General features: G+C 72.7%; 20 protein-coding genes. 15 read left to right on the forward strand and 5 right to left on the reverse strand.

What is annotated here, in order from left to right; genetic code table 11:
• Window positions 1-122 precede the first annotated feature (122 nt).
• The 4 genes from HG542_RS25480 to HG542_RS25495 all read left to right on the forward strand — a co-directional run bounded on the left by HG542_RS25480 (window position 123) and on the right by HG542_RS25495 (window position 3,611).
• Complete coding sequence (locus HG542_RS25480) at window positions 123-1,691, forward strand: right-handed parallel beta-helix repeat-containing protein (RefSeq protein WP_171085332.1); 1,569 nt, start codon at window positions 123-125, stop codon at window positions 1,689-1,691.
• A 214-nt stretch (window positions 1,692-1,905) separates the two neighbouring features.
• Window positions 1,906-2,340, forward strand: coding sequence for a VOC family protein (locus HG542_RS25485; protein WP_171085333.1), 435 nt, complete (start codon window positions 1,906-1,908; stop codon window positions 2,338-2,340).
• Between the two features lie 134 nt (window positions 2,341-2,474).
• Window positions 2,475-2,795 (forward strand): GatB/YqeY domain-containing protein, encoded by a 321-nt coding sequence (locus HG542_RS25490; RefSeq protein ID WP_229922815.1) that lies wholly within the window; start codon window positions 2,475-2,477, stop codon window positions 2,793-2,795.
• A gap of 51 nt (window positions 2,796-2,846) precedes the next feature.
• Window positions 2,847-3,611 (forward strand): DUF4344 domain-containing metallopeptidase, encoded by a 765-nt coding sequence (locus tag HG542_RS25495; protein WP_171085338.1) that lies wholly within the window; start codon window positions 2,847-2,849, stop codon window positions 3,609-3,611.
• Between the two features lie 5 nt (window positions 3,612-3,616).
• On the opposite strand, the gene HG542_RS25500 is transcribed toward HG542_RS25495, so the two are convergent.
• Window positions 3,617-4,600, reverse strand: a complete 984-nt coding sequence (locus tag HG542_RS25500; protein ID WP_227727623.1) for an NAD-dependent epimerase/dehydratase family protein — start codon at window positions 4,598-4,600, stop codon at window positions 3,617-3,619.
• 72 nt (window positions 4,601-4,672) lie between these two features.
• Window positions 4,673-5,659, reverse strand: coding sequence for an SDR family NAD(P)-dependent oxidoreductase (locus HG542_RS25505; RefSeq protein ID WP_171085341.1), 987 nt, complete (start codon window positions 5,657-5,659; stop codon window positions 4,673-4,675).
• Between the two features lie 55 nt (window positions 5,660-5,714).
• Between HG542_RS25505 and HG542_RS25510 the strand changes: the two genes are divergently transcribed.
• The 4 genes from HG542_RS25510 (at window position 5,715) to HG542_RS25525 (ending at window position 9,004) form a co-directional block, all read left to right on the forward strand.
• Window positions 5,715-6,161 carry a MerR family transcriptional regulator gene (locus HG542_RS25510; RefSeq protein ID WP_171085343.1) on the forward strand — a complete coding sequence of 149 codons (447 nt, stop codon included), beginning with the start codon at window positions 5,715-5,717 and terminating at the stop codon, window positions 6,159-6,161.
• Between the two features lie 198 nt (window positions 6,162-6,359).
• Window positions 6,360-7,250: an RNA polymerase sigma factor SigJ gene (gene sigJ / locus HG542_RS25515; protein WP_171085345.1), complete on the forward strand. Its 891-nt coding sequence runs from the start codon at window positions 6,360-6,362 to the stop codon at window positions 7,248-7,250.
• Between the two features lie 70 nt (window positions 7,251-7,320).
• On the forward strand, window positions 7,321-7,779 hold the full coding sequence (locus HG542_RS25520) for a carboxymuconolactone decarboxylase family protein (RefSeq protein ID WP_171085347.1): 459 nt from the start codon (window positions 7,321-7,323) through the stop codon (window positions 7,777-7,779).
• A 145-nt stretch (window positions 7,780-7,924) separates the two neighbouring features.
• Window positions 7,925-9,004 (forward strand): questin oxidase family protein, encoded by a 1,080-nt coding sequence (locus HG542_RS25525; protein WP_171085349.1) that lies wholly within the window; start codon window positions 7,925-7,927, stop codon window positions 9,002-9,004.
• A gap of 22 nt (window positions 9,005-9,026) precedes the next feature.
• On the opposite strand, the gene HG542_RS25530 is transcribed toward HG542_RS25525, so the two are convergent.
• The 3 genes from HG542_RS25530 to HG542_RS25540 form a co-directional block, all read right to left on the reverse strand.
• Window positions 9,027-9,527 carry an FBP domain-containing protein gene (locus tag HG542_RS25530; RefSeq protein ID WP_171085351.1) on the reverse strand — a complete coding sequence of 167 codons (501 nt, stop codon included), beginning with the start codon at window positions 9,525-9,527 and terminating at the stop codon, window positions 9,027-9,029.
• A 79-nt stretch (window positions 9,528-9,606) separates the two neighbouring features.
• Window positions 9,607-9,885 (reverse strand): DUF1540 domain-containing protein, encoded by a 279-nt coding sequence (locus tag HG542_RS25535; RefSeq protein WP_171085379.1) that lies wholly within the window; start codon window positions 9,883-9,885, stop codon window positions 9,607-9,609.
• A 131-nt stretch (window positions 9,886-10,016) separates the two neighbouring features.
• Window positions 10,017-10,556, reverse strand: coding sequence for a GNAT family N-acetyltransferase (locus HG542_RS25540; RefSeq protein WP_171085353.1), 540 nt, complete (start codon window positions 10,554-10,556; stop codon window positions 10,017-10,019).
• Between the two features lie 348 nt (window positions 10,557-10,904).
• On the opposite strand from HG542_RS25540, the gene HG542_RS25545 reads away from it, so the two are divergent.
• The 7 genes from HG542_RS25545 (at window position 10,905) to HG542_RS25575 (ending at window position 25,192) form a co-directional block, all read left to right on the forward strand.
• Entirely contained in the window at window positions 10,905-12,185 is a 1,281-nt protein-coding gene (locus HG542_RS25545; RefSeq protein WP_171085355.1) for an MFS transporter, read from the forward strand.
• 57 nt (window positions 12,186-12,242) lie between these two features.
• Complete coding sequence (locus tag HG542_RS25550) at window positions 12,243-13,562, forward strand: non-ribosomal peptide synthetase family protein (protein ID WP_171085357.1); 1,320 nt, start codon at window positions 12,243-12,245, stop codon at window positions 13,560-13,562.
• A gap of 123 nt (window positions 13,563-13,685) precedes the next feature.
• Window positions 13,686-16,829 carry a non-ribosomal peptide synthetase gene (locus HG542_RS25555; protein WP_171085359.1) on the forward strand — a complete coding sequence of 1,048 codons (3,144 nt, stop codon included), beginning with the start codon at window positions 13,686-13,688 and terminating at the stop codon, window positions 16,827-16,829.
• Window positions 16,829-18,682 carry a non-ribosomal peptide synthetase gene (locus tag HG542_RS25560; protein WP_171085361.1) on the forward strand — a complete coding sequence of 618 codons (1,854 nt, stop codon included), beginning with the start codon at window positions 16,829-16,831 and terminating at the stop codon, window positions 18,680-18,682. The genes HG542_RS25555 and HG542_RS25560 overlap by 1 nt, the downstream gene beginning before the upstream one ends.
• 50 nt (window positions 18,683-18,732) lie before the next feature.
• On the forward strand, window positions 18,733-20,523 hold the full coding sequence (locus HG542_RS25565; protein WP_229922793.1) for a non-ribosomal peptide synthetase: 1,791 nt from the start codon (window positions 18,733-18,735) through the stop codon (window positions 20,521-20,523).
• On the forward strand, window positions 20,513-23,446 hold the full coding sequence (locus HG542_RS25570) for a condensation domain-containing protein (protein ID WP_171085365.1): 2,934 nt from the start codon (window positions 20,513-20,515) through the stop codon (window positions 23,444-23,446). Before HG542_RS25565 ends, HG542_RS25570 begins: the two co-directional genes overlap by 11 nt.
• Before the next feature lie 135 nt (window positions 23,447-23,581).
• Window positions 23,582-25,192, forward strand: coding sequence for an alpha/beta hydrolase (locus HG542_RS25575; protein WP_229922794.1), 1,611 nt, complete (start codon window positions 23,582-23,584; stop codon window positions 25,190-25,192).
• Window positions 25,193-25,197: the final 5 nt, after the last annotated feature.

A 25,197-nucleotide genomic window follows, 5' to 3' on the forward strand; every position in this document is an offset into this window, starting at 1 on the left:
CGGCTCGAGATCTCCTCCAGCCATGCCGTTCACCATGCCGACGACCCCGGGCGTGTGCCGTGGAGCAAAGCCTTGCACCCGCCCGGCGGCCACTCGATGAACCGAGGCAAAGGCGGGGAGAGATGATCGGAGCACATTTACGGAAAGGGGCCCTGACGGCGGCAGCCGTCCTGGCGCTGGGCTGTGCCGGTGCGGTGCAGCAGGCCGGCGCCGATTCGCCCCCGAACTCCTACTACCTGGACTGCGCGCACGGCGATGACGGGAGCTCGGGCAAGGACCCCGGACACGCCTGGAAGACCCTCGACAAGGCCAGTTCGGTCACCTTCCGGCCCGGGGACCGCCTTGTGCTGCGCCGCGGTACCCAGTGCGGTGGCACCCTCGCGCCGAAGGGCTCGGGCGCGCCGGGGCGGCCGATCACGGTCGGTGCGTACGGAACCGGGGCGAAGCCCGAAATCGCTGCTTCCGGCGCGCAGGCGGCGGTGCTGTTGCGCGACGTCCAGGGCTGGGAACTCCGCGACCTGGATCTTTCCAATCATGGTGGGCCGCCCGGGCCGCAGGACCTCCGGTTCGGGATCTACGTGGTGCTCACGGACTTCGGCACCGGCAGCCACTATGTGGTGGAGAACGTCGACGTGCACGATGTGAACGGATGCGAGTGCCAGAACCCGCACCAGAAGGACCCCAGCGGAGGCATCGTCTTCAAGGCGGCCGGGACACGGCAGCCGACGGGATTCGATGACGTCGTGGTCCAGCACAACGCCCTCACCAGGGTCGACCGCCAGGCCATTGGCACGTCCTCCGACTGGGAACGCCGTGCGGAGTACCCCGACGGGCGGGGGGCCGGCTATGTCCCGATGACCCGGGTGAGGGTGCTCGACAATCGCCTGACCGATATCGGGGGCGATGGCATCGGCATCTACAACGCCAAGAACGCCCGGGTGGAACGCAATGTCGTGCGGGACTACTCGATGCGCACGACCCAGTACAGCGCGGGGCTCTTCGCGTACAACTCGGACGGCACAGTGTTCCGCTTCAACGATGTGTCGAGCGTGCCGGGTTCCCTGCCGGCCCAGGCCTTCTTTTTCGAGACCGCAAATGTCGGCACGGTCTTCGAGTACAACTTCAGCCACGGCAACAGCGGCGGGGCGTTGGCCGAGTGCAACGACCCGGGAGCCACCTCCAAGGGCAATGTGTTCCGGTACAACATCAGCCAGGACGACAAGGGTTCGGGCACCTTCCCCTGGGGCGACCGGATCTCCGTGATCAATTTGTTCTGCGGTCCCGTCGACGGGACGCACGTGTACGGGAACACCTTCTACACCCCGGACGCGGAGAACGTGATCTCGCAGTCGGGTGACCCCGTACTGCGCTTCACGGACAATGTGTTCGTGGGCCGCGCGGCCGGATCGGCCATCAACGACACGCGCGGACACTACGACCACAACCTCTACTACGGCGTGCAGTCCCCGCCCACCGGTGACTCCCACGCGGTGACCGCTGATCCCCGGCTGCTGGCGCCCGGCACCGCGACCTCACCCGAGGCTGCCGGCGGTTTGCGCCTGCGAGCGGGGTCACCCGCCCTCGACGCCGGGACATCCGTGGCGGACAACGGTGGGCGAGACTACTTCGGCAACCCGATACCTCCGCACACGCCGAACATCGGCGCTTACACGGGCCCCGGCGTGCGATGAAGCACCGCGTACCGGTCACCGGGGCCAACCGGGGTACCGCTGGACCTCGTCCATAGCACCCTGACGGAAGGCCCAGGCCTTCTCCGCGCGACAGCGGCCGGCCGGGTCGCCGATGCGGCGACGCCGGCCGGCGGCTGCTCCGGTACGTCCGAGCTGCCGCCGATGCGGCAGGCGACAATCGACGGCGAACAGCACACGCCACTATGGTGATCCGATGGCATCGATCAAGCGGGTCCAAGTCACCTTCGACTGTGCAGAACCTGAACGCGTCGCTCGTTTCTGGTGCGAGGTGTTGGGGTACGTCGTACCGCCACCGCCCGAAGGGTTTGCTGCCTGGGACGATTACGATCGCTCGCTCCCGCCCGAGCGACAGGGTGCGGCGTTCGCCTGCATCGACCCCTCGGGTGTGGGCCCGCGACTTTTCTTCCAGCGCGTTCCCGAGGGCAAGGTCGTCAAGAATCGGGTGCATCTTGATGTGCGGGTCGGCACCGGGCTCGTGGGGAAAGAGCGCCTCGCCGCACTCGAGGCCGAATGCACACGACTGGTCGCGCTCGGCGCGGTACGCGTGCAACTGCTGCCCGCCGACGAGGAAAACGAGTCGTGCATCGTGATGCAGGACATCGAGGGCAACGAGTTCTGTCTCGACTGAGGGCCGCGAAGACGCCCGCCCCGAAGCAGATGCCAGGGGCGCGCAGGGTATTCCGTTGTCGATCCGGGACCCACCACCTTACGATCGACAACATGTCTTTACGTGTTCGTATGCGTCAAGCGCTGCCGGAAGCCATGCGCGCCCGTGACAAGGTCACCGTGAGGGTTCTGCGTTCGGCCCTTGCCGCGCTGGACAATGCCGAGGCGGTGCCCGTGGCCGAATCGGAGCTGCGTGGTTCGGCCTTGGAACACTCGCCGATCGGCGCCGGGGCCACCGAGGCGGTGCGGTGTGAACTGAGCGAGGGCCGTGTCGCGGAAATCGTGCGGGCCGAGGCCGAGGAACGGCTGGACGCTGCAGCGGAATTGACGGCTGCCGTGCACGCCGATCGGGCCACCGAGCTTCGCGCAGAGGCCGCCGTGCTGTTCCGGTTCCTGGACAGCGCCGGCACCGTATGACGCGCCGGAGCGGATTTTGCGGGAGGAATGCCGTCGGGCAAAAATTTCCCCATGCATCCCCGCGCCCGCGTTCTCGCCGTCACAGCCCTCTGCGCGCTCCTCGCCACGGGCTGCGGTGGTGCATCCGCCGAGCCTGAAGGCGGCGTGTCCGTCTCGTACAAGGCCCCCGCACCCGGCGGCAGCGCGGCGGACGAGCGGGGGTTTCTGCGGACGCGCGCGCTGCCGGAAAGAGTGGCCGCGGACCTCAACGGCGCCCTGCGGTTGCCCGAGCGGATCCGGATCGTCAACCGTAGCTGCACGGGCGACGACGACTACCCCGAGTACGACCCGGACACCCGCCGGATCGTCCTGTGCTACGAGTACGTCGGCCGCGTGCGCTCCGCCTTCCAAGAGGCAGGCGCTTCCGACCCCGACGCGCGCACAGCAGGCGTCGTCACCGAGTCGCTCTACCACGAGGCCGCCCACGCGCTCGTCGACACACTGGAGTTGGACATCGACGGGTCGGAGGAGGACGCCGCCGACCGGTTCGCGGCCTACCGGATGATCCCGCAAGGTGCCGAGGGCCGGGCGGGGCTGCTCGCCGCCGCCGACAACTATGCGTGGGAGGCGCGGGAGGACACCGACTCCTCGGACGAGGACGAGACCGAGGACGAGGACGGGCACGCTCCGGATGCGGTGCGTGCCGCCAACTACCGCTGCTACCTGCACGGTTCCGCGGCGCCGGCGCCGGTAGGAGAACGGGCCAGGCAGTGCGAGGACGAGTACCGCACTCTGCAGCACGACTGGGACGAACTCCTCGCACCCCACACCGCCTGACCGTTTCAGCACAGCGCCAGCGCCCTCGCCTCCGCCTCCTCCGTGAGGCCGATGCCCGGACGCCCCACGCCCCCGGAGGGCACCGTCTGCTGCCACGCCCACGTGTCTTTCACCGTGTCCGTGGCCGGGCGGCAGCGCAGGCCCGTCGCCAGGGCCCGGGAGACGTCCGCGCAGTGCATGGCCGTGTGGCCCTCGCTGCCCGGCGCGCACCAGATGGGCAGGTCGGTCCAGCCGGAGAGACCGGCCTTCTCGATCACCTCGGGGCCGGTCCACACCAGTTCCGCGTCCGAGCCGGTCACCCGGACGCAGGCGTCCAGCAGTTCGCCGATCGTGGTGTGCCCCGGCGGGCTCACGAGGTTGAACGGGCCGTGGAGTTCCGCTTCCACGGCGCCGAGGATCCATGCGGCCATGTCGCGGACGTCGATGTACTGCAGCGGGGTCGACCGTGGGCCCGGCGCCAGGACGCGGCCGCCGCGGGCGATCCTGGACAGCCACCACGGCAGGCGGCCTATGTTCTCCCAGGGGCCCAGGATCAGGCCTGCGCGGACCTGGAGGCTGTGCTCGTCACCGAACTCGCGGAGCACGGCGAGTTCCGCGCCGCGCTTGTCGGTCCCGTAGTCGACCGACTCGGCGTCCGGGTCGCCGTCCACCACCGGGCCGTCCTCGTCCAGACCCGCCGGCATGGGCCAGGTGTGCACCGAGCGGGTGGAGATGTAGACGTGGCGGCCGACACGGCCGGACAGCAGCCGGGCCGCATCGCGTACGACACGCGGGGCGGCCGTCCAGGTGTCGACGACCGCGTCCCATGTGCCGGTGGCCAGCGGTGCGAGCCCGTCCGGTGCGGTGCGGTCGCCGTTGAGGACGTGCACGCCGGGCGGCGCGGGGTGTCGGCCCCGGTGGAAGACGGTCACGTCCCAGCCCCGGTCCCGCGCGGTCTCCGCCACCGCGCGGCCTGCGAAGTCGGTGCCTCCGAGCAGCAACAGTTTCACCGTTTTCCCCATTCTGTCCGTGGCTACGGCGTGCCGTAGCGTCTGCGCATGTGCGAACAACTCCTCGGGAGGTCAGGACAGTTCCCGCCGCCCGGGAACGGGCATGGCGCCGGTCGCCGCGACGGACAGGTCCCAGAGCCGTGCGGCCGCGCCGGGGTCGATGGCGTACGCGCGGACGCCGCCGTCGTCCATGGGACGGCCGGGGCCGGCAACGCGCGCCACCTCGCAGTCCTCGAGGTAGAGCCCGCCACGGCCGTCGAGGAGCGGGGACGTGGCTGCCCACAGACCGGTGGCGGCGCCCTGCGCAGGTGTTTTGAACCCGTCTCCGATCACCTTGCCGTGCTCGTCCACCCATCCGCGCTCGATCTGCTCCTGGAGCGTCATCTCCCGCTGCAGACCGGTGATGATCTTGCCGGGGTGGAGGGCGAAGGCACGAACACCGTCGTCGCGCCCGAGGGTGTCGAGATGCACGGCGAACAGGGCGTTGGCGGTCTTGGCCTGGCCGTAGGCCAGCCACTTGTCGTAGCCGGTGCGGAAGTGCGGGTCGTGCCAGCGGATGTCGGTCAGGGTGTGTCCGGCGGAGCTGTTGACGACGACGCGCGCGCCGTCGGCGGCGGCCAGGAGCGGGTAGAGCTCGCAGGCGAGGGTGAAGTGCCCGAGGTGGCAGGCGGCCAACTGGCCTTCCCAGCCGGGTCCGACGCGCCGCTCCGGGGTGGCCATGACGCCCGCGACGGCCATCAGGAGATCGAGCCGGCCGAGGGAGTCGCCGATCTGCGCGGCCGCGGCGCGCACGCTGCCGAGGTCGGTCAGATCCATGGGGACGATCTCGCAGCCTTCCACGTCCTCGAGCGCGGTGCGGGCGACGTCGGGCCGACGTGCCGGGACGACGACGTGGGCCCCGGCGGCTGCCAGGCTGCGGGTGGTTTCCAGGCCGAGTCCGGAGTATCCCCCGGTCACGACGGCGGTCTTGCCGGAGAGGTCGATGCCGGCCATGACGTCCGCGGCGGTGCTCGCGGCGGAGAACGGGGAGCCGAGCGGCTGCTGTTGAGTGGTGGTCATGCCGCTGACGCTACGATCTGGAGTGAGGTCTAGATCAAGTCGTAGGCTGGGCCGCATGATCACTTCCGAGACACGTGCCGAGACGCGCTCCGAGACCCGTGAGGAACCTCTGAGCATCGGCGAGGTCGCCGCGCGGACCGGGCTCAGTGTGCACGCACTGCGCTTCTACGAGCGCGAAGGCCTGCTGGTCGGACCGGTCCGGCGCAGTACGGGCGGGCGGCGGCGCTACGCCGCATGCGATGTCGAATGGCTGCTGATCTGCGTCAAGCTGCGGGAATCCGGTATGCCGCTGGCCGAACTCAAACGGTTCGCCGAGCTGGTGCGACAGGGGCCGGGCAACGAGGCGGAGCGTCTGCAACTCCTGGACGCCCACCGCCGGCGCGTCGATGCGCAGATCACGGCGCTGGAGGAGTGCCGTTCCGTCATCACCTGGAAGGTCGACGTCTACGCCGAGCATCTGGCCCGCGGCGAGGCCGCGGGACTCTGGGACCCGACAGCGTGAAAACAGGAACAGGCCCAGGGGCTGTCTGTTGCTCGGCGTCCGGTCGTGCAGCCGGGCCGCGCCGCTGCTCGAGCCGGTTGCTGCACCGTTCTGCGGGATGACCGCACGGGTGCGGGACCGTGCCCGTCGGTGGCGCGGAGATGGTTCGGGTTCGGATGGTTACGCTGGATCGGCGAGCTGGAGGAGGTTGCGATCTGTATGGGTGACGGGCACGGGTCCATGTGGTCCGAGCAGGAGGACTTGCTCGGAGCCGGATGGGAGAGGCACCGGCCCGCGGTCTTCGGTGCGGCGTACCGGCTGCTGGGGAGTGTGGCCGATGCCGAGGACGTGACCCAGGATGTATGGTTGCGGGCCGCCGGAGCGGATCTGCGGGACATCGGTGACCTGCGGGCTTGGCTGGTGACGGTGGCCGCGCGGCGGTCGTACGACATTCTCAGGAGTGCCCGTGTCCGTCGGGAGAGCTATGTCGGGCCGTGGCTGCCGGAGCCGCTGCTGACGGGTCCGGACGCGTCGCAGCCGGTACTCGTCGATGAGTCCGTCAGCTCGGCGATGCTGCTGATCATGGAGGAGCTGAGCCCGCCGGAACGGGTGGCTTTCGTCCTGCACGATGTCTTCGGCCTTGAGTTCGGCAAGATCGCCGAAGTGCTGGACGTCTCCGTGCCGGGCGCCCGGCAGCTCGCTTCGCGGGCGAGACGGCGGGTGGCCAAGGCGAAGCAGTCCGTGCCGCAGGCGTCGAAGGCGGAGCGCGAACGTGTCCTCGAGGTTTTCCGCGCCGCGTACGAGGCCGGGGACCTGGCCGGCCTGGTCGGGCTCCTGCACCCGGACGCGGTCTTCGTCACCGATGGTGGCGGCAATGTGTCCGCGGCGCGCAAGCTCATCCACGGCGGTGAGCGCATCGCCGAGGTCATGGTGCGCGTGGGGCGCCGGTGGCATCCGGACCGTATCGACTTCGCCGAGGTCGGCGGCGAGCTCGCCCTGGTGTTCCACCGAGAAGGCCGGGTCCACTCCGTGGACACGGTCCAGATCACAGACGGTCTGATCACCGCGTACCGCCGGGTCGTCAATCCCGACAAACTCGTGCACGTCTGAGCTGTCACACCCGCCGGGGCTATTTCGTCTCCCTGATGAGACAGCAAACGAGCGACGAATCGAAGGAACAATGAACGACCCCCAGCGCGTCAACATCGCCAAGCAGCACCCGGCCGCCTACAAGGCCCTCACCGCCCTGTCGTCGGAGGTGCAGGAGGCCGCTGCCGCAGTGGGCCTCGACCCGCTTCTGGTCGAGCTGTTGAAGATCCGCGCCTCCCAGATCAACGGCTGCGCGTTCTGCTTGCGCATGCACACCCGCGATGCCCTCCAGATGGGCGAGAACCCCGACCGGATCGCCGTACTGCCCGGATGGGAAGAGACCGGCTACTTCTCCGAGACCGAACGCGCCGCCCTCCGCCTCACCGAGGCCGTCACACGCGTGTCGGACGGACACGTCAGCGACAAGGACTACAGCGCCGCCGCGGCCGTACTCACCGAAGGCCAGATCTCGGGCATCGTCTGGCTGGCCATCCTGATGAACGCATTCAACCGCCTCGCGATCACCAGCCGGTACCCGGTCGAGAGCTGACCCCACCCCCCGCAACAGCCTCTCCCGTTGCGCCGCCCGAGGCGACCCTCCGGGGACCAGCACTCGTGCCGGACCTGGTCCCGGTCGCACGATGTACGTCCAACGACCGTTACCCGGACCGGGCTTGCGCGCCTAGCGTGCCCCCATGACGGAATCAAGGGAATCAGAGGCGACTGCACCAGCGGACGGCACACTCGACGAGGCCCTGGACCGGCTTCACCGCACCGGACCCGAGCATCTCGGGTGGCTCTCCAATCACGCCCCCATGGCCGTCGAGGCACTCGCCCGGCACGGGCATGCGCCGGACGTCCACGGCTGGATCGACGGCTACCGGCACAAGCTCGAGGACATGCCGCCGCGCACCAACCTCTCGATCGGCGAGGTGAATTGGCGTGAAGCACTGGGCGATCCGCGGCATCTCGCCGACTGGATCGCCTACTTCACGGATCAGCTGGGCGAGCGCCCCTGGCAGGATGTGCTGGCGACATGGTGGCCCCGGCTGCTGCCCGGCATTCTGGCAGGTGCCACGCACCCTGCGATCCGCGTCGGTCACGCCGTGCGGACCCTCCTCACGGACGGGGCCGGGGCATCGCGCACCGTCGAGCTGGGGCACGCGCTCGGCTACTGGGCGGCCCGGCACCTGCCGTTGGACCCGCCCGCCGTCCCCTCCGGCACCGTCCCTGCCGCCGAGGCGCTGGCGGGCGTGCCGCCCCTGCCCCGCCAGGAGGGCGGGATCCTGGACCGGGTCGGCCGGCTCTCCGCCACGCCGGGCTGGCCCGCGGCGGCGGGCGCCCTGCGGGCGCCGTCCGGTCCCGACGACGCCCGGGACCTGCTGGCGGAGCTGGTGCGGGAGGCGACCTGCCGGTACGCGGACCACGCCCACGGCAATCCGGTCATGCTCGTGCACGCCGCCACCGCGCCCGGCGCCGTCCTGCGCACGCTGCCCGCGCTCCCCCGCGATCTGTGGGTGGCCAGCTGTGCGGCGGCGTGGCAGGCGAGTGCTGTGGTCACGGCCGCGTACGCACCCGCCTCGCCGCTCGCCTCCTCCACCGCCGCGCCGCCCACCCCCGAGGAGGCGTTCGAGCGGGCGGCGGCGCACGGCGACGAGCATGTGATCAAGTTCGCGGACACCGCGCTGGACGTCGTCGCCGCCGATCCCGGCCGGGCGGCCGAGGCGCTGGCCGCCGTGGGCCGCGCCTGCGAGCTGATCGGCAGGGAAGGCTGAGCCCCGCGGTCGCGGCCTGCGGTCAGCCCTGCAGGATCTTGTCCAGGAATTCGTCGAGGTTGCCCTGCATACGGGCAAGCCGTTCCTCGACCGACAGGGACTCCTTGTAGCGGTGCACCAGCGCCGACTGCTTCTTTCCTCGCACATACAGCGGGCAGGCCAGATCCGCGCACATATAGGCGCCGACCGTATTGCCGTCACGGCCGGAGGCGCCGACTTTGCGGGCGGCCAGGAGGGAGACGCCCGAGCCGGGGTGGCCGGTCAGGCAGAACGAGCACATGGTCGTCTTGGTGAAACTGCGCGGGCCGCCCTGCGGCACCCGCAGCGTGATGCCCACGGTCTGCTCGCCGCGCTGCGTCACCAGGTATCCGCGGTCGGGGGCTCCCGGGTCGCGCCAGCCCAGGAAGTCGAGGTCGCCCCAGGGGAGTTCGGAGAGTTCCCGCGGGAGGTTGATCCTGCGTGCTTCGCCCTTCGAGCAGTTGATGAAGGAGGCGCGTATGGCGTTTTCGCCGAGTGGTTCCATGAGGCGGAAAACTAACAGCCGGACTGCCGGCTGTCGTCCGAGTTTTTCCCGGCTCACCCCGGGAAAGCGCAGGCCGGCGTCACCGCGCGGTGTATGTCAGGCAGTCGGCCGTGGCCCACACCGAGCCCACCGTGATGCCGGGGGCCTGGCATTCGAGATCGACGTTGTGCCGGCAGCCGACGACCTTGCAGGCGCCGACGCGGCCGGTGGACGCGGCGTCGCCGCCCCTCCCCGGGTAGCTGAAGTAGGTGTCGCAGACGGCGTGCGTGGCATCGCCGACGGTGATGGCCAGGGCGTGGCAGGCGCCTTCCTGGTTGTACGCGCATTCCCCGACCTGGCAGACCGTCACCGCCGGCATGTCCACAGTGCTCTCCTCCGCAACCGTCCCAGCAATCCGTCTCCACGTCCCCGGGTCTCTTCCTCGGGTTCCGGACGGTGACACCCGGAAGCTCGCTTGTTCACCCGTAAGCCGCGCCACCGGAAGCCGCGTCAGCCGAGCGGTTTCTCGAACCAGGCGACGTCCCAGAACGTGCCGAATTTGCGGCCGACCTGGTGGTGGACGCCGGCCGGGCGGAATCCGAAGCGTTCGTGCAGCTTGACGGAGGCTTCGTTGGGCTGGGTGATGCCGGCGTAGGCGCGATGGACGTCCTCGCCCGCCAGGGCCTCGAAGAGTGCGCTGTAGAGCTTGCCGCCGAGGCCGCGGCCGGTGTGCCCGGGGGCCAGGTAGATGCTGGTCTCCACCGACGTCTCGTAGGCCTGTTTGGGGCGCAGGGGGCTGCTGGAGACGTATCCGAGCACGCGGCCCGCCTCCTCGGCGACGAGCAGCCTGTGGCGGCCGGTGCCGGGGTGGGCTTCCAGCCAGGCGCGGCGCTGCTCGGCTGCGACGGGTTCGATGTCGAAGGTGACCGGGGTGTGGGTCACGTAGTGGTTGTAGATGTCCGTGAGCTCGGTCAGGTCCGCGGATGCCGCCGGGCGGATCCGTATACCAGTGGCTCTGGTACCGGTGCCGGTGCGGGTGCTGTGGTGCATGCGTACGCCCTCCTCGGCGCGGACGCTAGCCGGGAACTGTTACGCGAATATTTCGGACATGGCCGGCGCGTCAACATGCCGGCCGGGCAGATCCGGCGCAGAGGGTGTCAGCTGACGGTTTTCGGACAAACGCCCACCCATGGGGTGCGCCGGAACATCGCCGCCCACCGAGGCCGCCACCCCCGACCGGAAGCCTTCCCGTGGCGTGGCGCAGCATCTTCCGTTCATCCGCACCCAACCCGCCCCATGTGAAAGATTTAGCGTTCAAGGTGCAAATGAGAGGAAGAAACGACTCAAAGTGTTCTTTGTGTTTTGACTCCTGATCGGGCCCCGATCAGGGTCTCGTCCATGTCCCCCTTACCCCGGGTCGCCGCAGGCGGCCTGTTCCGCATGCGCGAGTTCCGGTTCCTGCTCGCGGGTGCCGCTGCCGGCCAGGCGGGTGCCCAGGTCACCCTGGTCGCGCTGCCGCTCGTGGCCGTCCTCGAACTCGACGCGCCCGCCTTCCAGGTCGGGCTGCTCACCGCCGCCGAGACCGCCGCGTTCCTCCTCGTCGGGCTGCCGGCGGGGGCGTGGATCGACCGCATGCGCAAACTGCCGCTGCTCGTCCGCGCCGACACCGTCCGAGCCCTGGCCATGGCCAGTGTTCCCCTGGCGGGTGCCGCCGGTGTGCTGACCATGGCCCAGCTGTACGCCGTCGCACTGGTCACCGGCGTGGCGACCGTCTTCTTCGACGTGGCCCACCAGAGCTACCTGCCGCAGCTGCTGCCCCGGGATCGGCTGGTCGCGGGCAACGGGGCGCTGGAAGCGGTGCGTTCGACGTCCCAGGTGGCCGGGCCCGGGATCGGCGGCGGGCTGGTGCAGCTCGTCGGTGCCCACCTGGCCATCGCGGCGAACGCCCTCGGCTACGCCGTCTCCGCGCTGTTCCTCCTGGGCATCCGCCGCCCCGAGAGCACGCCGCAGCCGGCACCCGGTGCGTCGCTGCGCGCAGACATCGCGGAGGGCCTGCGCTTCGTGCTCGGCCAGCCGCTGCTGCGGGTCATCGCCGTCACGACCGCCCTGGGCAACTTCTTCACCGCGGTGCTGATGGCCACGCAGACCGTCTTCCTGGTGCGGGTCGCCGGTCTCGAACCGGCCGCGCTCGGGCTGATGTTGTCGGTCTCCGCCGTGGGCGGCCTCGCCGGTGCGCTGTGCGCGGGCAGACTGGCCGGCCGGTTCGGGCAGGCCCGCCTCATCTGGCTGTCGGCACTGGTCACCGGACCGTTCGCACTGCTGTGGCCGCTGTCGGGGAAGGGCACCACCGCGCTGTTCGCGCTCGCCTCGGGCGTCGTCTTCTTCGGCTCGGTCGTCTACAACGTCGCCCAGGTGAGCTTCCGTCAGGCGCTGTGCCCGCCACGGCTGCTCGGCCGCATGAACGCCACGCTGCGCTTCCTGATGTGGGGCACCCTGCCGCTCGGCGCCCTGACCGGCGGCGCCATCGCAGGGGCGTACGGAGCCCGTGCCGCCCTGTGGCTGTGCGCGGCGGGATTCCTCCTCGTGCCCCTGCCCCTGCTGCTGTCGCCGCTGCGCCGGATGCGCGACCTGCCCTCGACCGTGCACGAGGACCGTGGCGAGACCGTCGCCACCGGCTGACACAGCCGCCTTGCCCGTGCTTCACGATCACGCTTCACGATCACGAGAGAAGACCCCGTGTCCCCCAGCATCACGAGCCAGTATCTGGCCCGTTACCGACGCCTCGGCACAGGCGACCAGCCGACGGACCTGCTTCCGCTCACCGGTGCCCAGCGCCGTTTCGTCCTGGCGCGCTCCCTCGACGCCGCGGGCCGTCCGGACGTGGTCCCGATGTTCTTCGCCTTCCCCCGCGGCACCGTCGACACGGCACGGCTCCGTGCGGCCGCATGCCACCTCGCCGCCCTCCACCCCGCGTTACGCGCCCGCCCCGGCGTCGTCCGCGGCACCCCCGTCCTCCGCCCGGCCGCGCCGGACGTGCCGCTGGAGCTCCTCGGCTGCGGCCCCGGCGAAGACGTGCACACGGTACTGCGCCGGGCACTGGCCGCATGGGCGGCCGAAGGCCCGCCCATGCGGCTCTACTTGGCGCAGGGCGGCCCGGCCGCCGGGGAGGAGGTGCTCGCGGTGGTACTCGACCACGCCGTCTGTGACGGCCAGTCACTCGCCCGCATCGTCGAGGAGCTGGGCACCGCCTACCGCGACGGCCGCGGCCCCGCGGATGTGCCGACCTCCGCCGCAACCGCGGAACTTGCCGCCTACCGAGAGACGGTGCTGCTCCAGCTCGATGCCGAACACCGGGCAGCGGCGCCCGATGCGCTGGCCTACTGGGGTGAACGCCTGCGCGCCGCGGGCGAATCGGCCCCGCTCCCCCGGCCCGGGGCCGTCGCCGCGGGCGCGCTGCCGACCGGGGCGGCCGAGGCGCTCCTCCCCTGCCCCGACGGCGGGGCCCCGTTCCCCTCGCTCCTCGACGCCTGCCGTGCCGCGGCCGGGGCCCTGTTCGGGGCCGGGGCCGTCTCCCCCCTCGGCTACCCGTGGGGCGGGCGCCCGGCGGGCGCGCCGCCCGTGCTCGGCTGCTTCCTCAACACCGTGGTGTTCCCGGCCGCGACCGGCGCGGTCCCGTTCCCGCCAGAGGCGACGTCCGAGGTGACGCCCGACGCGACGGCCGAGGCCTGGTGGGACGATCTCGACCGCGCCGACACCCCGTTCGACGAAGTGGTGCACGCCGCCCGGTCGGCCGGGGCGCCCTGGTCCGGCCGCCTCGACGGGATGCTGACCGTGGACGACGTCCGGCGCCGCCCCCCGCTGTGCCTGGGCGGGGTGGAGGGGCGCGAGGTGCACGTCGACGGGCGCCGGATACCGGCCCCTTTCGCGTTCTCGGTCACCCAGGGGCCCGAGCTCCGCCTCCGCATGGCGTGGGACCGTGCGGTTCTCGACGACCGCACCGCCGAGGAGGCGTTCGCCGCCTTCCGGGGAGCGCTGAGCTCCCCCGTCCCGGCCTGACCCGGCCACCTCCGCCGGCCGGCAGCGCGATCCGCTGCCCCCGCCGGCACCACCACCGGGCGGTGCGCCACCGTGCCGCACCCCGCGCCCGGAACCCCGACCCGACAACCCCAGGGATCGCCCATGCTCCCCCTCTCCTCCTCGCAGGAGATCGTCTGGCTGCACGAACAAGTGCAACCGGGCAGCCGCGCCTACAACTTCACCGCCGCACTCGACCTGTGGGGCACCCTCGACACCGAGGCCCTGCGCCACGGACTCCGCACCGTGCTCGGCCGCCACCCCGGCCTGCGGCTCGAACTCGTGCCTGCCGAGGGGGCGTTGCCCGCGCAGCGCGTCGCCGACGACTGCGCGCCCCGTCTGCGCACCGTGGACCTGTCCGGGGAAGCGGACCCGGAGGCCGCGTTCGAGACGCTGCTGCGCGCCGAGGCCGAAGCCCCGCTCGACACCTTCCAGGCGCCGCTGCTGCGCTGGACCCTGGTCCGGCTGTCCGAGCGGCAGCACCGGCTCGTGCACGTGGAACACCATCTGATCCACGACGGGCACTCGTTCGCGATCCTGCTGGGCGACGTCTTCGGCGCCTACCGCGCCCACGTCCGCGGCGAGACGTTCGCCCCCGCACCCGCCTCCTCCTATGCCGACCACGTGCGCGCCCAGGCCGACGGCGTGCGGGCCGACGAGCGGCGGGCGAGCCTGCAGTACTGGACCGGGGAACTGCGCGACGCCTCGTACGACATGCCGCTGCCCGGTCTGACCCGGCCCGGTGCACAGCGCCGGCACCGGGGCGCGCAGCTGCGCCAGTCCATCGGCGCGGACCTCGCCGAACGGCTGCGCGCCCACGCCCGGGAGCGCGGGCTGACGCCGTTCGCCGCACTGCTGGGGCTCTTCGCCGAACTGCTGCGACGCCACAGCGGCCGCGCGGACCTGGTGGTCGGCACCGCGGTCGGCAACCGGCCGCGCGGCTTCGAGGACGCCGTCGGCATGTTCGTCAACACCGTTCCGCTGCGGCTGCGGCTGGATCCCGGGGCCCCGGCCGAGGACGCGATGGACGAGGTGACCGACACGCTCATCCGCGCCCTGCCGCACCAGGAGATACCGGTGCAGGAGCTGACCCGCGCACTCGCCCTGCACACGTCGGGGGCCGACAACCCGCTGTTCGGCGTGATGTTCAGCGCACACGACGCCGTGCTGCCCGACATGGAGGTGCCGGGCCTGGACATCTCCCTGTTCGAGGGGTTCAACACCGGCACCACCCGCTTCGACCTCGACGTGGTGCTCATCCCGGACGACCGCCGCGGGGTCGGCCCCCGGTACGGGGTCCCGGGCATGCTGCTGGTCTGGGACTACGACGCCGACCTGTTCGGGGCGGACGTCGCCGAGCTGCTCGCCGCACGGTTCCTGGACCTGCTGCGGGCCTACCTGGACGCCCCCGCCACCGCTCTCGCCGACCTGGCCCCGCCGCCGGCGCCGGCCCTGCCCGTCGCACCCGCGCAGTCCGCCGCCGCGGACCGCGATCCGCTCGACCCCGTCGCCGCCCACGACCCGGCCCGGCCCGCGCTGCTCGTCGGCGAACACCGCATCGGCTACGGCGCGTTGAACGAACGGGTCTCCTCCCTCGCCGAGCGGATGCTGGCGGCCGGGGTGCAGGCGGGCCGGCCGGTCGCGGCGGTGCTGCCCCGCGGCGTGGACACGGTGGTGACGTTGCTGGCCTGTCTCCGGACCGGCGCCGTGTACTGCCCGCTGTCCCCGTCCGACCCGCCCGCGCGGCTGGAGCTGCTGCTCGACCGGCTGGACCCGGCGCTGGTGCTCACCTCCGCGGCAGCGGCCGCGTCCGTTCCCCCGCACCTGCCCGCGGCCACGGTCGACGCCCCCACGCTGCCACCGGCCCGGCCGGGCGCCGCGGTCCCGGGTGCGTACGTCGTCCACACCTCCGGGTCGACCGGCATACCCAAGCCGGTCGCAGTCGGCCGGACGGCCCTGGAGAACCATCTGACCGGCACGGCCGAACGGTTCGGGCTGACGGCCGACGACCGGGTGCTGCTCTTCGCCCAGCCGTCCTTCGACGTGGCACTCGAAGAGGTGCTGCCGTCGCTGTACGCGGGCGCCTGCCTGGTCGTGCCGGAGTGGGAGGTGCCCACCGGCGCCGAACTGGCCGGGCTGCTGGCCTCCGCGCAGGTCTCGGTTGCCAACCTGCCCACCAGCTACTTCCTCGCCACCCGGCAGGAGCTGCAAGCACCGCTGCGCGAGCGGACCTGGACGCCGCGGCTGCTGGTGCTCGGCGGCGAACGCATCCCGGCGGACGCCTTGCGCGGCTTCCTCGCGGACATCGACGCCACGGTGCTCAACGCCTATGGCGTGACGGAGGCGGCCGTCACCACCACGGTGCACGAGATCACCCGGGACGCCCTCGCGGACGGCACGGAGATCCCGCTCGGCACCGAGCTGCCCGGCGAGCGCGTCCACGTCCTGGACGCACACCTGCGGCCGCTGCCGGACGGCGCCGTCGGCGAACTGGCCATTGCCGGGGCCGGGTTGGCCGAGGGCTACGCCGGCAACCCCGAGGCCACCGCGGCCCGCTTCGTCCGCATCGACGCGCTCGGCGGCGAGCGGGTCTATCTCACCGGCGACTTGGGCTACCGCGGCCGGGACGGGCTGCTGCGCTTCCTGGGCCGCCGCGACAACCAGATCAAGCTGCGCGGCCACCGCATCGAGCTGGAGGAGGTGGAGGCCGCGGCGTCCGCGGTGCTCGGCGGCCGGTCCTGCGCCGTCGTCCTCGACCAGGACACGCCGGGCGGTCCCCGGCTGGTCGGCTTCGTCGACGGCGGCACGGACGGCGGACGGCCCTGGGACGAGCAGGCGTTGCACGCCGAGCTGAGCAGCCGGCTGCCCGGCGCCCTGGTGCCCGGCCGCTGGGTGCAGCTGGCGGAGATGCCCGCCCTGGCCGGCGGCAAGCCCGACCGGGCGGCGCTGGTACGCATGGCCGCGGGCCTGGAGCGGACGGCCCCGGCGGCGGCGGAGAGCACCCCTGTCGCCGATCCCGCGGTGGCCCTGCTCGCCGAGGGCTGGCGCGAGGTGCTCGGACACGGCCGCTTCGACGAGGCCTCGCACTTCTTCCACGTCGGCGGGCACTCGCTGCTCGCCGCGCAGCTGGCGGCCTGGCTCGAGCCGCGCCTGGGCGGCCGGCCGCCGCTGCGCACCCTCTTCCGTCATCCCGTGCTGGCCGACCAGGCCCGCGCGCTGGCCGCCACGACCGCATCGAAGGAGTCCTGATGACCGACCTGACGACCGATCAGCAGGGCCTCGTCCCGAGCGTGGCCCACGGCACCCCCCTCCCACGCACCGCCGTCACGTCAGGCGTGCTGTCCCTCTTCGAGGAGTGGGTGCGGCGCTCGCCCGAGGCCCCCGCGGTCGTCGACGGGCCGCACTGCTGGAGCTACCGGCAGCTGTCGGAGGCGGCCGACGAGACCGCGCGGGTGCTGGGCGCGCGCGTGCGGCCCGGCGACCTCGTCGGCGTGTGTCTGGACCGGTCGGCCGCACTGGTGGTGGCCGCCGTCGCCCTCGCCCGGATCGGCGCGGTCTACCTGCCGCTGGGCCCCCGCCCCGGAGAGCGCCGCCTCGGGACCGTGACCGAGGACATCGGCGTCGGCTGCCTGATCGGCGACCCGGACGTCCTGCCGGAGCGTCATCGCACGGCCGAGCAGCTCGCCCTGCCGCTCCCGCGCGAGGGCGTGAACGCGCCGGCCACCGCCGTCGCGGCCTTCGCGCCGCCGGCGCCGGGGGCACGTCCCGCACCGCCCGACGCGCTGTATTCCGTACTGACTTCGGGATCCACCGGCAGGCCCAAGGCGGTCGCCGTCGCGGAGCCCGCACTGGCGGCGCTGCTGGACTGGTTCCGCCACGAGACCGCGCTGGCCCCCGGCGACCGGCAGTCCCTGCTGATCGGTGTCGCGTTCGACCCGCACGTGCTGGAGCTGTGGGCCGGGCTGACCTCCGGGGCGGCCCTGGTGCCCGCGCCGGACTCCGTGCGCTGGGACCCCGCCCTGCTCACCGACTGGTGGCGCGAGGCCGGTGTCACGGTGGCCGTCACGGCCACACCGATGGTCGAACCGCTCCTCGACCGCCCCTGGCCGACGGACATGAAGCTGCGTCACATGTTCGTCGGCGGCGACCGGATGCGCCGCCGCCCGGGACCCGACGTCACCGCGACCGTGCACAACGCCTACGGTCCGGCCGAGGCCACCGTCATCAGCACCGCCCACGCCATGCGGGCCTCCGACGACGACGTGAGCAGCGATGCGGCCCCGCCGATCGGGCGGCCCGTGCCGGGGGCCACCGTCGTCGTCACCGACGAGACCGGCCGTGTCCTGCCCCGCGGCGAACAGGGCGAGCTGCACATCGGCGGCACGGGACTGGCCCTCGGCTACCTGGACCCGGAGCTGACCGCTCGGCGGTTCACCGACCACCCCGGCCTCGGGCGCCTCTACCGCACCGGCGACCGGGTGCGGATGCTCGCCGACGGCCGACTGGAGTTCCTCGGCCGTCTCGACGACCAGGTGAAGATCAGCGGCCTGCGCATCGAACCCGCCGAGGTGGAGGCCGCGTTCGAGCAGGACCCCGCCGTGCGCAGCGCGGTCGTCACCGCTCCCCGTTCGGCGGACGGGCGGGCGCGGCTGGTGGCCCACGTCCTCCCTGCCGCCGGCGCGGCACCCGCCGCGGACCGGCTCCTGGCCGCGGTGCGGGCGTGGCTGCCCGAGCAGGCGGTTCCCTCGGCCGTGCGGATCGTGGACGCCTTCCCGCTGGACGCCAACGGCAAGGTGGACCGGGCCGTGCTGCTCAAGCGGGAAGAGGCCCCCGCCGAAGCGCCCGCGACGGTCGCGGACGAGGGCGGGTCCGGGAACGAGCGGCTGATCCTGCGCACGGTCCGCGATCTGCTGGGCCGTTCCGACATCACGCTCGGCGACAACCTCACCGACGCCGGGGGCACGTCCCTCGTCCTGGCCCGGCTGCTGGCCGCCGTCGAGCAGGAGACCGGCGTGCGCCTGCGCGCACCGGAGGTGCTGCGCCAGCCCGACCTGCGGGCGGTGGCGGCGGTGCTCGACAAGCGCCGCGGGTGCGTCAAATGACCTCTCTCGCATTGCAGTTCATCAGTGATGATTCTTCCAAGGACTCCCCTGTGACCGATCTGCCCGCCCTCGTGGCGTATCACGCTGCGCGGACCCCGGACGCCCTGGCCGTGGCCGACGGCGACCAGGCGCTCACCTACGCTCAACTCGATCGGGCTGCGCGGGCGTTGGCCGCCCACCTGACCGGCCGCGGTGTACGGTCCGGCGATTGTGTCGCGCTGCTGATGCCGCGTTCGGCGCGGACCGTCGTCGCGCAGCTCGCGCTGTGGCGGGCGGGTGCGGCGTGCGTACCGCTCGACCCGGCGCATCCGCGCGCCCGCACCGAGGCCGTACTGCTGGGCTCGGGTGCCGTGTCGACCGTGGGCGACGGCAAGCTGCTCGACGCCGCGGACGGGCTGGGGCCGTGTCTGGCCCTGCCCGAGGAGCCGCTGCCCGACGAGCCGCTGCCCGATGTGACCCGCGCGTCCGCCGCCGGCCCGGGTCCGGAGGCGACGGCGTTCGTCCTGTTCACCTCCGGGTCCACCGGGCACCCCAAGGGCGTGGCCCTCACGCATGGCGCCGTCGCGGAGCTGGTCACCGATCCGGCCTACGTCACGATCACGCCGCGCGACCGGACGCTGCTGCACTCCCCCGCCACGTTCGACGCCTCCACGTTCGAGGTGTGGGCGGCACTCGCCAACGGTGCCGCCGTGATGGTGTGCACCGTCGCGCAACCCTCGCTGGAGGACCTGGCCCGCCAGGTGGAGCAGCACGGCGTCACCGTCGGCTTCTTCACCACGGCGCTCTTCCACCAGCTCGCCGCGCGCCGCTCCCGGGTCTTCTCGCTCCTGCGCACCGTGGTGGTGGGCGGTGAGGCGCTGGCATCCCATCATGCCCGGGCAGTGCTGCGGGAGTTCCCGTGGCTGGAGCTGGTCAACGGCTACGGGCCGACGGAGGCGACGACCTTCGCCACCGCCCACCGGGTCACCGACGCGGACTGCGACGGTCCGGTGCCGATCGGCCGGCCCGTGGCCGGCGCGACGGCCCACGTCCTGGACGCGGACGGGCGGACCGTCGCGGACGGCGAGCGCGGCGAGCTGTGGATCGGCGGCAGCCGGCTGGCCGTCGGCTACACGGGCCAACCGGCCCTGACCGCCGAGCGGTTCGTCGACCACCCCTCCCTCGGGCGCCTCTACCGCACCGGCGACGTGGTGTCGGCGCGCCCGGACGGGGTGCTGGAGTTCCACGGGCGCACGGACGACCAGGTGAAGGTGCGCGGTTTCCGGATCGAGCCCGGCGAGGTCGAGCACGTGCTGCGCGGCCTGCCGGAGGTGGAGGAGGCCGCGGTGACGGTGCGCCGCCCGTCCCCCGACGACGCTCGGCTGGCCGCCTTCGTGGTCGCCGCGCCCGGCGCCGTGCCCCGGTCCGGGGTCCTGCGCGAGCGGCTCGCCGGGCTGCTGCCCGCACATCTCGTGCCGGACGAACTGACCGTCGTCGAGCGGCTGCCGCTCACCACCTCGGGCAAGGTGGACCGTCGTGCGCTCGCCGGACGCACGACGGCCGGCACCCCTGCCGCACCGGTAGTGATGACCCCGCTCCAGCAGGCGGTGGCCGACATCTGGAGCCGTTCCCTGGGCTGCGAGGTCCCGGGGCCCGACGCCGATTTCCTGGCCCTCGGCGGCCACTCCCTCCTCGCGCTCGCCGTCACGGACGACCTGCGCGAGGACCTCGGCGTCGAGCTGTCCCTCGCCGAGTTCTTCACCGCCCCCACGGTGGCCGCACACGCCGCGCTGGTCGAACGCGCGCTGCTGGCCGCCCACAGCGACCTGGGCCCTGCGCCGGAGGACACCGATGCACACTGACACCACGGCAGCCCTGCAGGAGGAACTGCTGCGCCGCGCCCGCGCCGCCGCCCGCACGCCCAACAGCCCAACAACTTCGGGGCCTTGTGCCGACGGCCCCGCCCCGCTGTCCCGGGCCCAGCGCCGACTGTGGCTGACCGAACAGCTCGGGCCGGGAGGCGGCGCGCAGTACAACGTGCCGTTCGCCACCCGGCTGCGCGGGCCGCTCGACATGGACGCCCTGGGCACGGCGCTGACCGACCTGGTGCGCCGCCACGAAATTCTGCGCACCCGCTACGACCGGCGCGACGGCGAGCCGTACCAGGAGCCGCTTCCCGCACCGGCCCCGGTCGCGGTCCGGCTGGTCGACGCGGACGGCGACGGCCGCGAGCTGCTGGACGCGGAGGCCGGGCGCCCGTTCGACCTCGCTGCGGGCACCGTCCCGCGCGCCCTGGTGCTGCGGCACGGTCCGCAGGACCACACCGTCCTGCTGACGTTCCATCACATCTCCGTCGACGGGCCCTCCTTGGACACCGTCGCGGAGGAACTGGCCGGTCTCTACTCCGCCGCCAGGGACGGCATCCCGTACCGGGAGCCGCAACCACCGCAGTACGCGGACTTCGCCCGCAGGGAGTGCGCGCAGACCGACGGTCTCGCCGAGGGCCTCGACCACCGGGCCCGCCGACTGTCCGGGGCCGCGCCGCTCCGGCTGCCCCGGTCCGCCGACGCGGACTCCCGGCGCGCCGCCACGCACACCACGCCCCTGGACGACCATGTGCTGCCCGCCCTGCGCGCCCTCGGCACACAGCACCGCGCCACGCTGTTCACCGTGACGCTCGCCGCCGCGTTCGCCGCCCTGCACCGGCTGACCGGCGAGACGGATCTGGTGATCGGCTGCGCCGGCACGCACCGCGAAGGCCGGGCCATGCGCGGCCTGGTGGGCCTGTGCGTCAACACCCTGCCGGTGCGGGTGGACCTGTCCGGCGACCCCGCGTTCGCGGTGCTGGTCGAACGGGTGCGGGAGGCGCTGCTCGACGCCCAGCGGCATCGCGACGTCCCGTTCGACCTGATCCTGGAGCGGCTCGGCGCCGGGGCCCGGGACACCGACGGCACGGCGCTGGTGCGGGTGACGTCGGACGTGCTGCGCGAGCCGACCGCCCTGCGGCTGCCGGGCCTCCGGGCCGAGGCCGTCGAAGTCGGCCTGGCGGATGCCAAGTTCGACCTGTCCTTCGGGGTGGTGGACACCGGCCGTCCGGAGGCGCTCGTCCGCCATCGCCGGTCCGTGCTGGGCGGGACGGCCGGTCAGGAGCTGGGCCGGTCCTTCGCCGCGTTGCTGGATGCCGTCGCGGCCGACCCCGGAATCCGGCTGTCCCGGCTGCCCGGCCGGCTCGCACAGCAGGACGGCGACGTCCACCCGGCCGAGGCCCTGCTGCGCGCCCATCCCGAGGTGGCCGAGGCCGTTGTGCCGTATCCCGCCGTGCAGCCGCTGCTGGCCTACGCCGTGCTGCGGCGGACCGACGGCCCGTCGCCCGCCCGGCTGCGTGCCGGCCTGCGGGCGAGGCTGGCGCCGGAGTCGGTCCCCGCGGCCGTCGTCCTGCTGGACGCGATGCCCCGCACACCCCGGGGCACCGTGGACGCGGCCCGACTGCCGGGAGCACCGGCGGCCGCGGTGACGGAACCGTTCGCCGCCGTCCCGGGCCCGGACGCCGACGCCTTCACGCCCCAGGGCACCGCCGACGCCGCCCCACTGCCGGGAACCGCGGCGGCACCGCCCCCGAACGGGCCCCGCGCCGCCGCGGTGACGGAAGCCTTCACCGCCGTCCTGGGTCACGCACCGGGCCCGGACGACGACTTCTTCGCCCTGGGCGGCCAGTCGCTGACCGCCGTGCAGCTGGCGGAGCAGCTGCGTGCCGCCCTCGGGCTGCCGCTCAACGGCCTGGACATCTTGCAGGCCCGCACCCCGCGCGCCGTCGCGGCCCTGCTGGAGACCCGCGCGACGGAGCAGGCGGCGGCCCGGTCGTCGGTGCGCCCGCGCCGCACCCGCGCCGCCGGTACCGTCCTGGTGACCGGCGGCACGGGCGGTGTCGGGTCCTTCGTCCTGCGCGAACTGGCCGCCCGGGGGCGGCCGGTCCTGGCGCTCGCCCGACCGGAGTCGGCACACCTGGTGGCCGGTGACGGCGTGGACGTCGTCGAGGGCGACCTGAGCGATCTGGCCGGTCTGCGCGCCGCCGTGGCGAGTGCGGACGCGGTGATCCACGCGGCCTGCACCTTCACGCGTCCGGAGGTGGACGTGGCGGCGATGGAGGCCATGACCGGGGCGTGGTGCCGCGGGCCGTTCGTCTTCGTCAGCAGCGTGGACGCGTACGGGCATCCCGCGGAGGCGCAGGTGGCCGAGGGGGCGGCGTCCGGGGAGCCGCTGAGCCCGTACGGCCGGGCCAAACTCGACTGCGAGCGGCTCCTGTTGGGGGCAGCCGGAAGCGACGGCCGGGGCGGTGCGAGCGCCGTGCGGTCGCCCCTCGTCTGGGGTCCGCACGCCCGGCTGCGCGACCAGCTGCGCTGGGGGGCGACGGGAATCCTGTACCAGGCCGCCGCGAACGGCCGGCCGATCGTCCTGCCGGGGCCCGGCACGCACGGCCACGACTGGTACGGCGCGCCCTGGGTGCACGCCGCCGCACTGGCGCGGGCCGTGACCGCCTGCCTCGACGATCCGGTGCACGGCGTGGCCAACGCCGTGAGCGGGCATGTCGCCTGGCCGGAGCTGGCGGCTCAACTGGTGGAGCTGCTCGGCAGCAACAGCCGCGTCCTGTTCGGGGAAGAGGTGCACCCGGACCTCGACCACCACTGGCGCTACCGCGCCGACCGGCTGGCGGATGCACTGCGCCCGCGGCCGGGCGAGGATCTGCGCTCGGTACTCGCCTCGATGACGGGCGCGGCCGAGGCCTGATGCGGCAAGGCGGCGCGGGGCCGATTCCCGGGAACCGGCCCCGTCCGTTCAACTCCCGCGACCCTGGTCACATTTGAGTAAAACCCTCCTCCGCAGAGAGGTGTGTGACATTGCACATGTCACATCCTTCTCTCCGTGAGAACACTGAGAGCCCTGATAGCGTCCGCCGCCGCACTCGGCGGAGTCCTCGCGGGCGTCACGCCCGCCGCCGCCTCGCTGCCCACGCCCGGGAACACCGGCCAGGGAAAGCTCACATGGAGCTCCTGCCACGACGCCACCACTCCCGCGCTGCAGTGCGCCCTGCTCGACGTGCCCCTGGACTACGCGCATCCGGACGGCACCACCATCAAGATCAAGGTGAACCGGCTCCCCGCCACCGCCCCCAGGAGCAGACAGCAGGGGCCGATCCTGCTCAACCCCGGCGGCCCCGGCGACTCCGGCCTGTGGATGCCCGCCTACATCTCCGGCAAGCTCCCCCAGGACGTCGCCTCGGCCTACGACTGGATCGGCTTCGACCCCCGCGGCACCAACGCCAGCGAACCGCACGTCACCTGTGACGCCCACTACTTCGACGCCGAGCGGCCCGACTACCGGGTGGACAAGGGCACTTCACAGGCGTGGCTGGAGAAGTCGGCCAAGTACGCCGCCGACTGCGCCGCGAAGTGGAGCTGGTTCCTTCCGCACATGACCACCGTCGACAACGCCCGCGACATGGACAGCATCCGGCGGGCCCTCGGCGCCCGGAAGATCAACTTTTATGGCGGCTCGTGGGGGACCTCGCTCGGCTCGACGTACGGACAGCTCTTCCCCTCGCACGTGCGCCGCATGGTGCTGGACAGCATCGTCGGCCCCACCATCAGCTGGTACGACCACAACATCCTGCAGGACAAGGAGCACCAGCGCCGGTTCGACGCCTTCGCGGCGTGGACCGCCAGGGCCGACTCCGTCTACCACCTGGGCACCGACGCCGCCACGGTGAAGCGGAAGTACGACCAGGTCGAGGACGCCCTGCGCACCGCCCCGGCGGACGCCGCCCCGGCCCCCGGCCGCATCGGGCCCGCGGAGTTCGAGGACACCTTCTACGGCGGCGGCTACAACTTCCTGCGCTGGCCCCGGATGGCGACCGTGCTGTCGGCCTACCTCACCCGGCACGACACCCGCCCGCTGACGATCGCCTACAACAGCTACGCGGCCCCCGGCGCCGACGACGGAACGTTCCCCGCGTACAACGCGGTCCAGTGCACCGAGAACAACTGGCCCCGGGACTGGGAGTTCTGGAAGAAGGACCAGGCGAACGTCGACGCCGTCGCCCCCTTCTACACGTACAACAACATGTGGTACAACGCCGCCTGCATGTTCTGGCCCTACCAGGGCGACCGGGCCGGCCGGCTGAAGATCACCGGCAAGGGCCTGCCGCCCGTCCTGCTCTTCCAGGCCACCGAGGACGCCGCCACCCCCTACCCGGGCGCCGTCGCCATGCACAAGGCACTGCCCGGATCCAAGCTCGTCGTCCAGAACGGCGGCAGCTTCCACGAGATCCTCTTCCACGGCAACGCCTGCCTCGACGACACCTTCACCGCCTACCTGCGGGACGGCAGCCTTCCCGCAGGCAAGGGCTTCGTCGCCAAGACCTGCGCCCCCGAGCCCGACCCCGCGCCGGTCTACGTGTCCCCGACTCCCGCTTCGCTGAAGGCCGGTGCCGCTCTCGCGCCCACCGACCCCCAGGCCGTGCACGGGATCCGGTAGGCACC

Origin of the sequence: Streptomyces morookaense (assembly GCF_013030945.1) — a bacterium.
GTDB lineage: Bacteria > Actinomycetota > Actinomycetes > Streptomycetales > Streptomycetaceae > Streptomyces > Streptomyces morookaensis.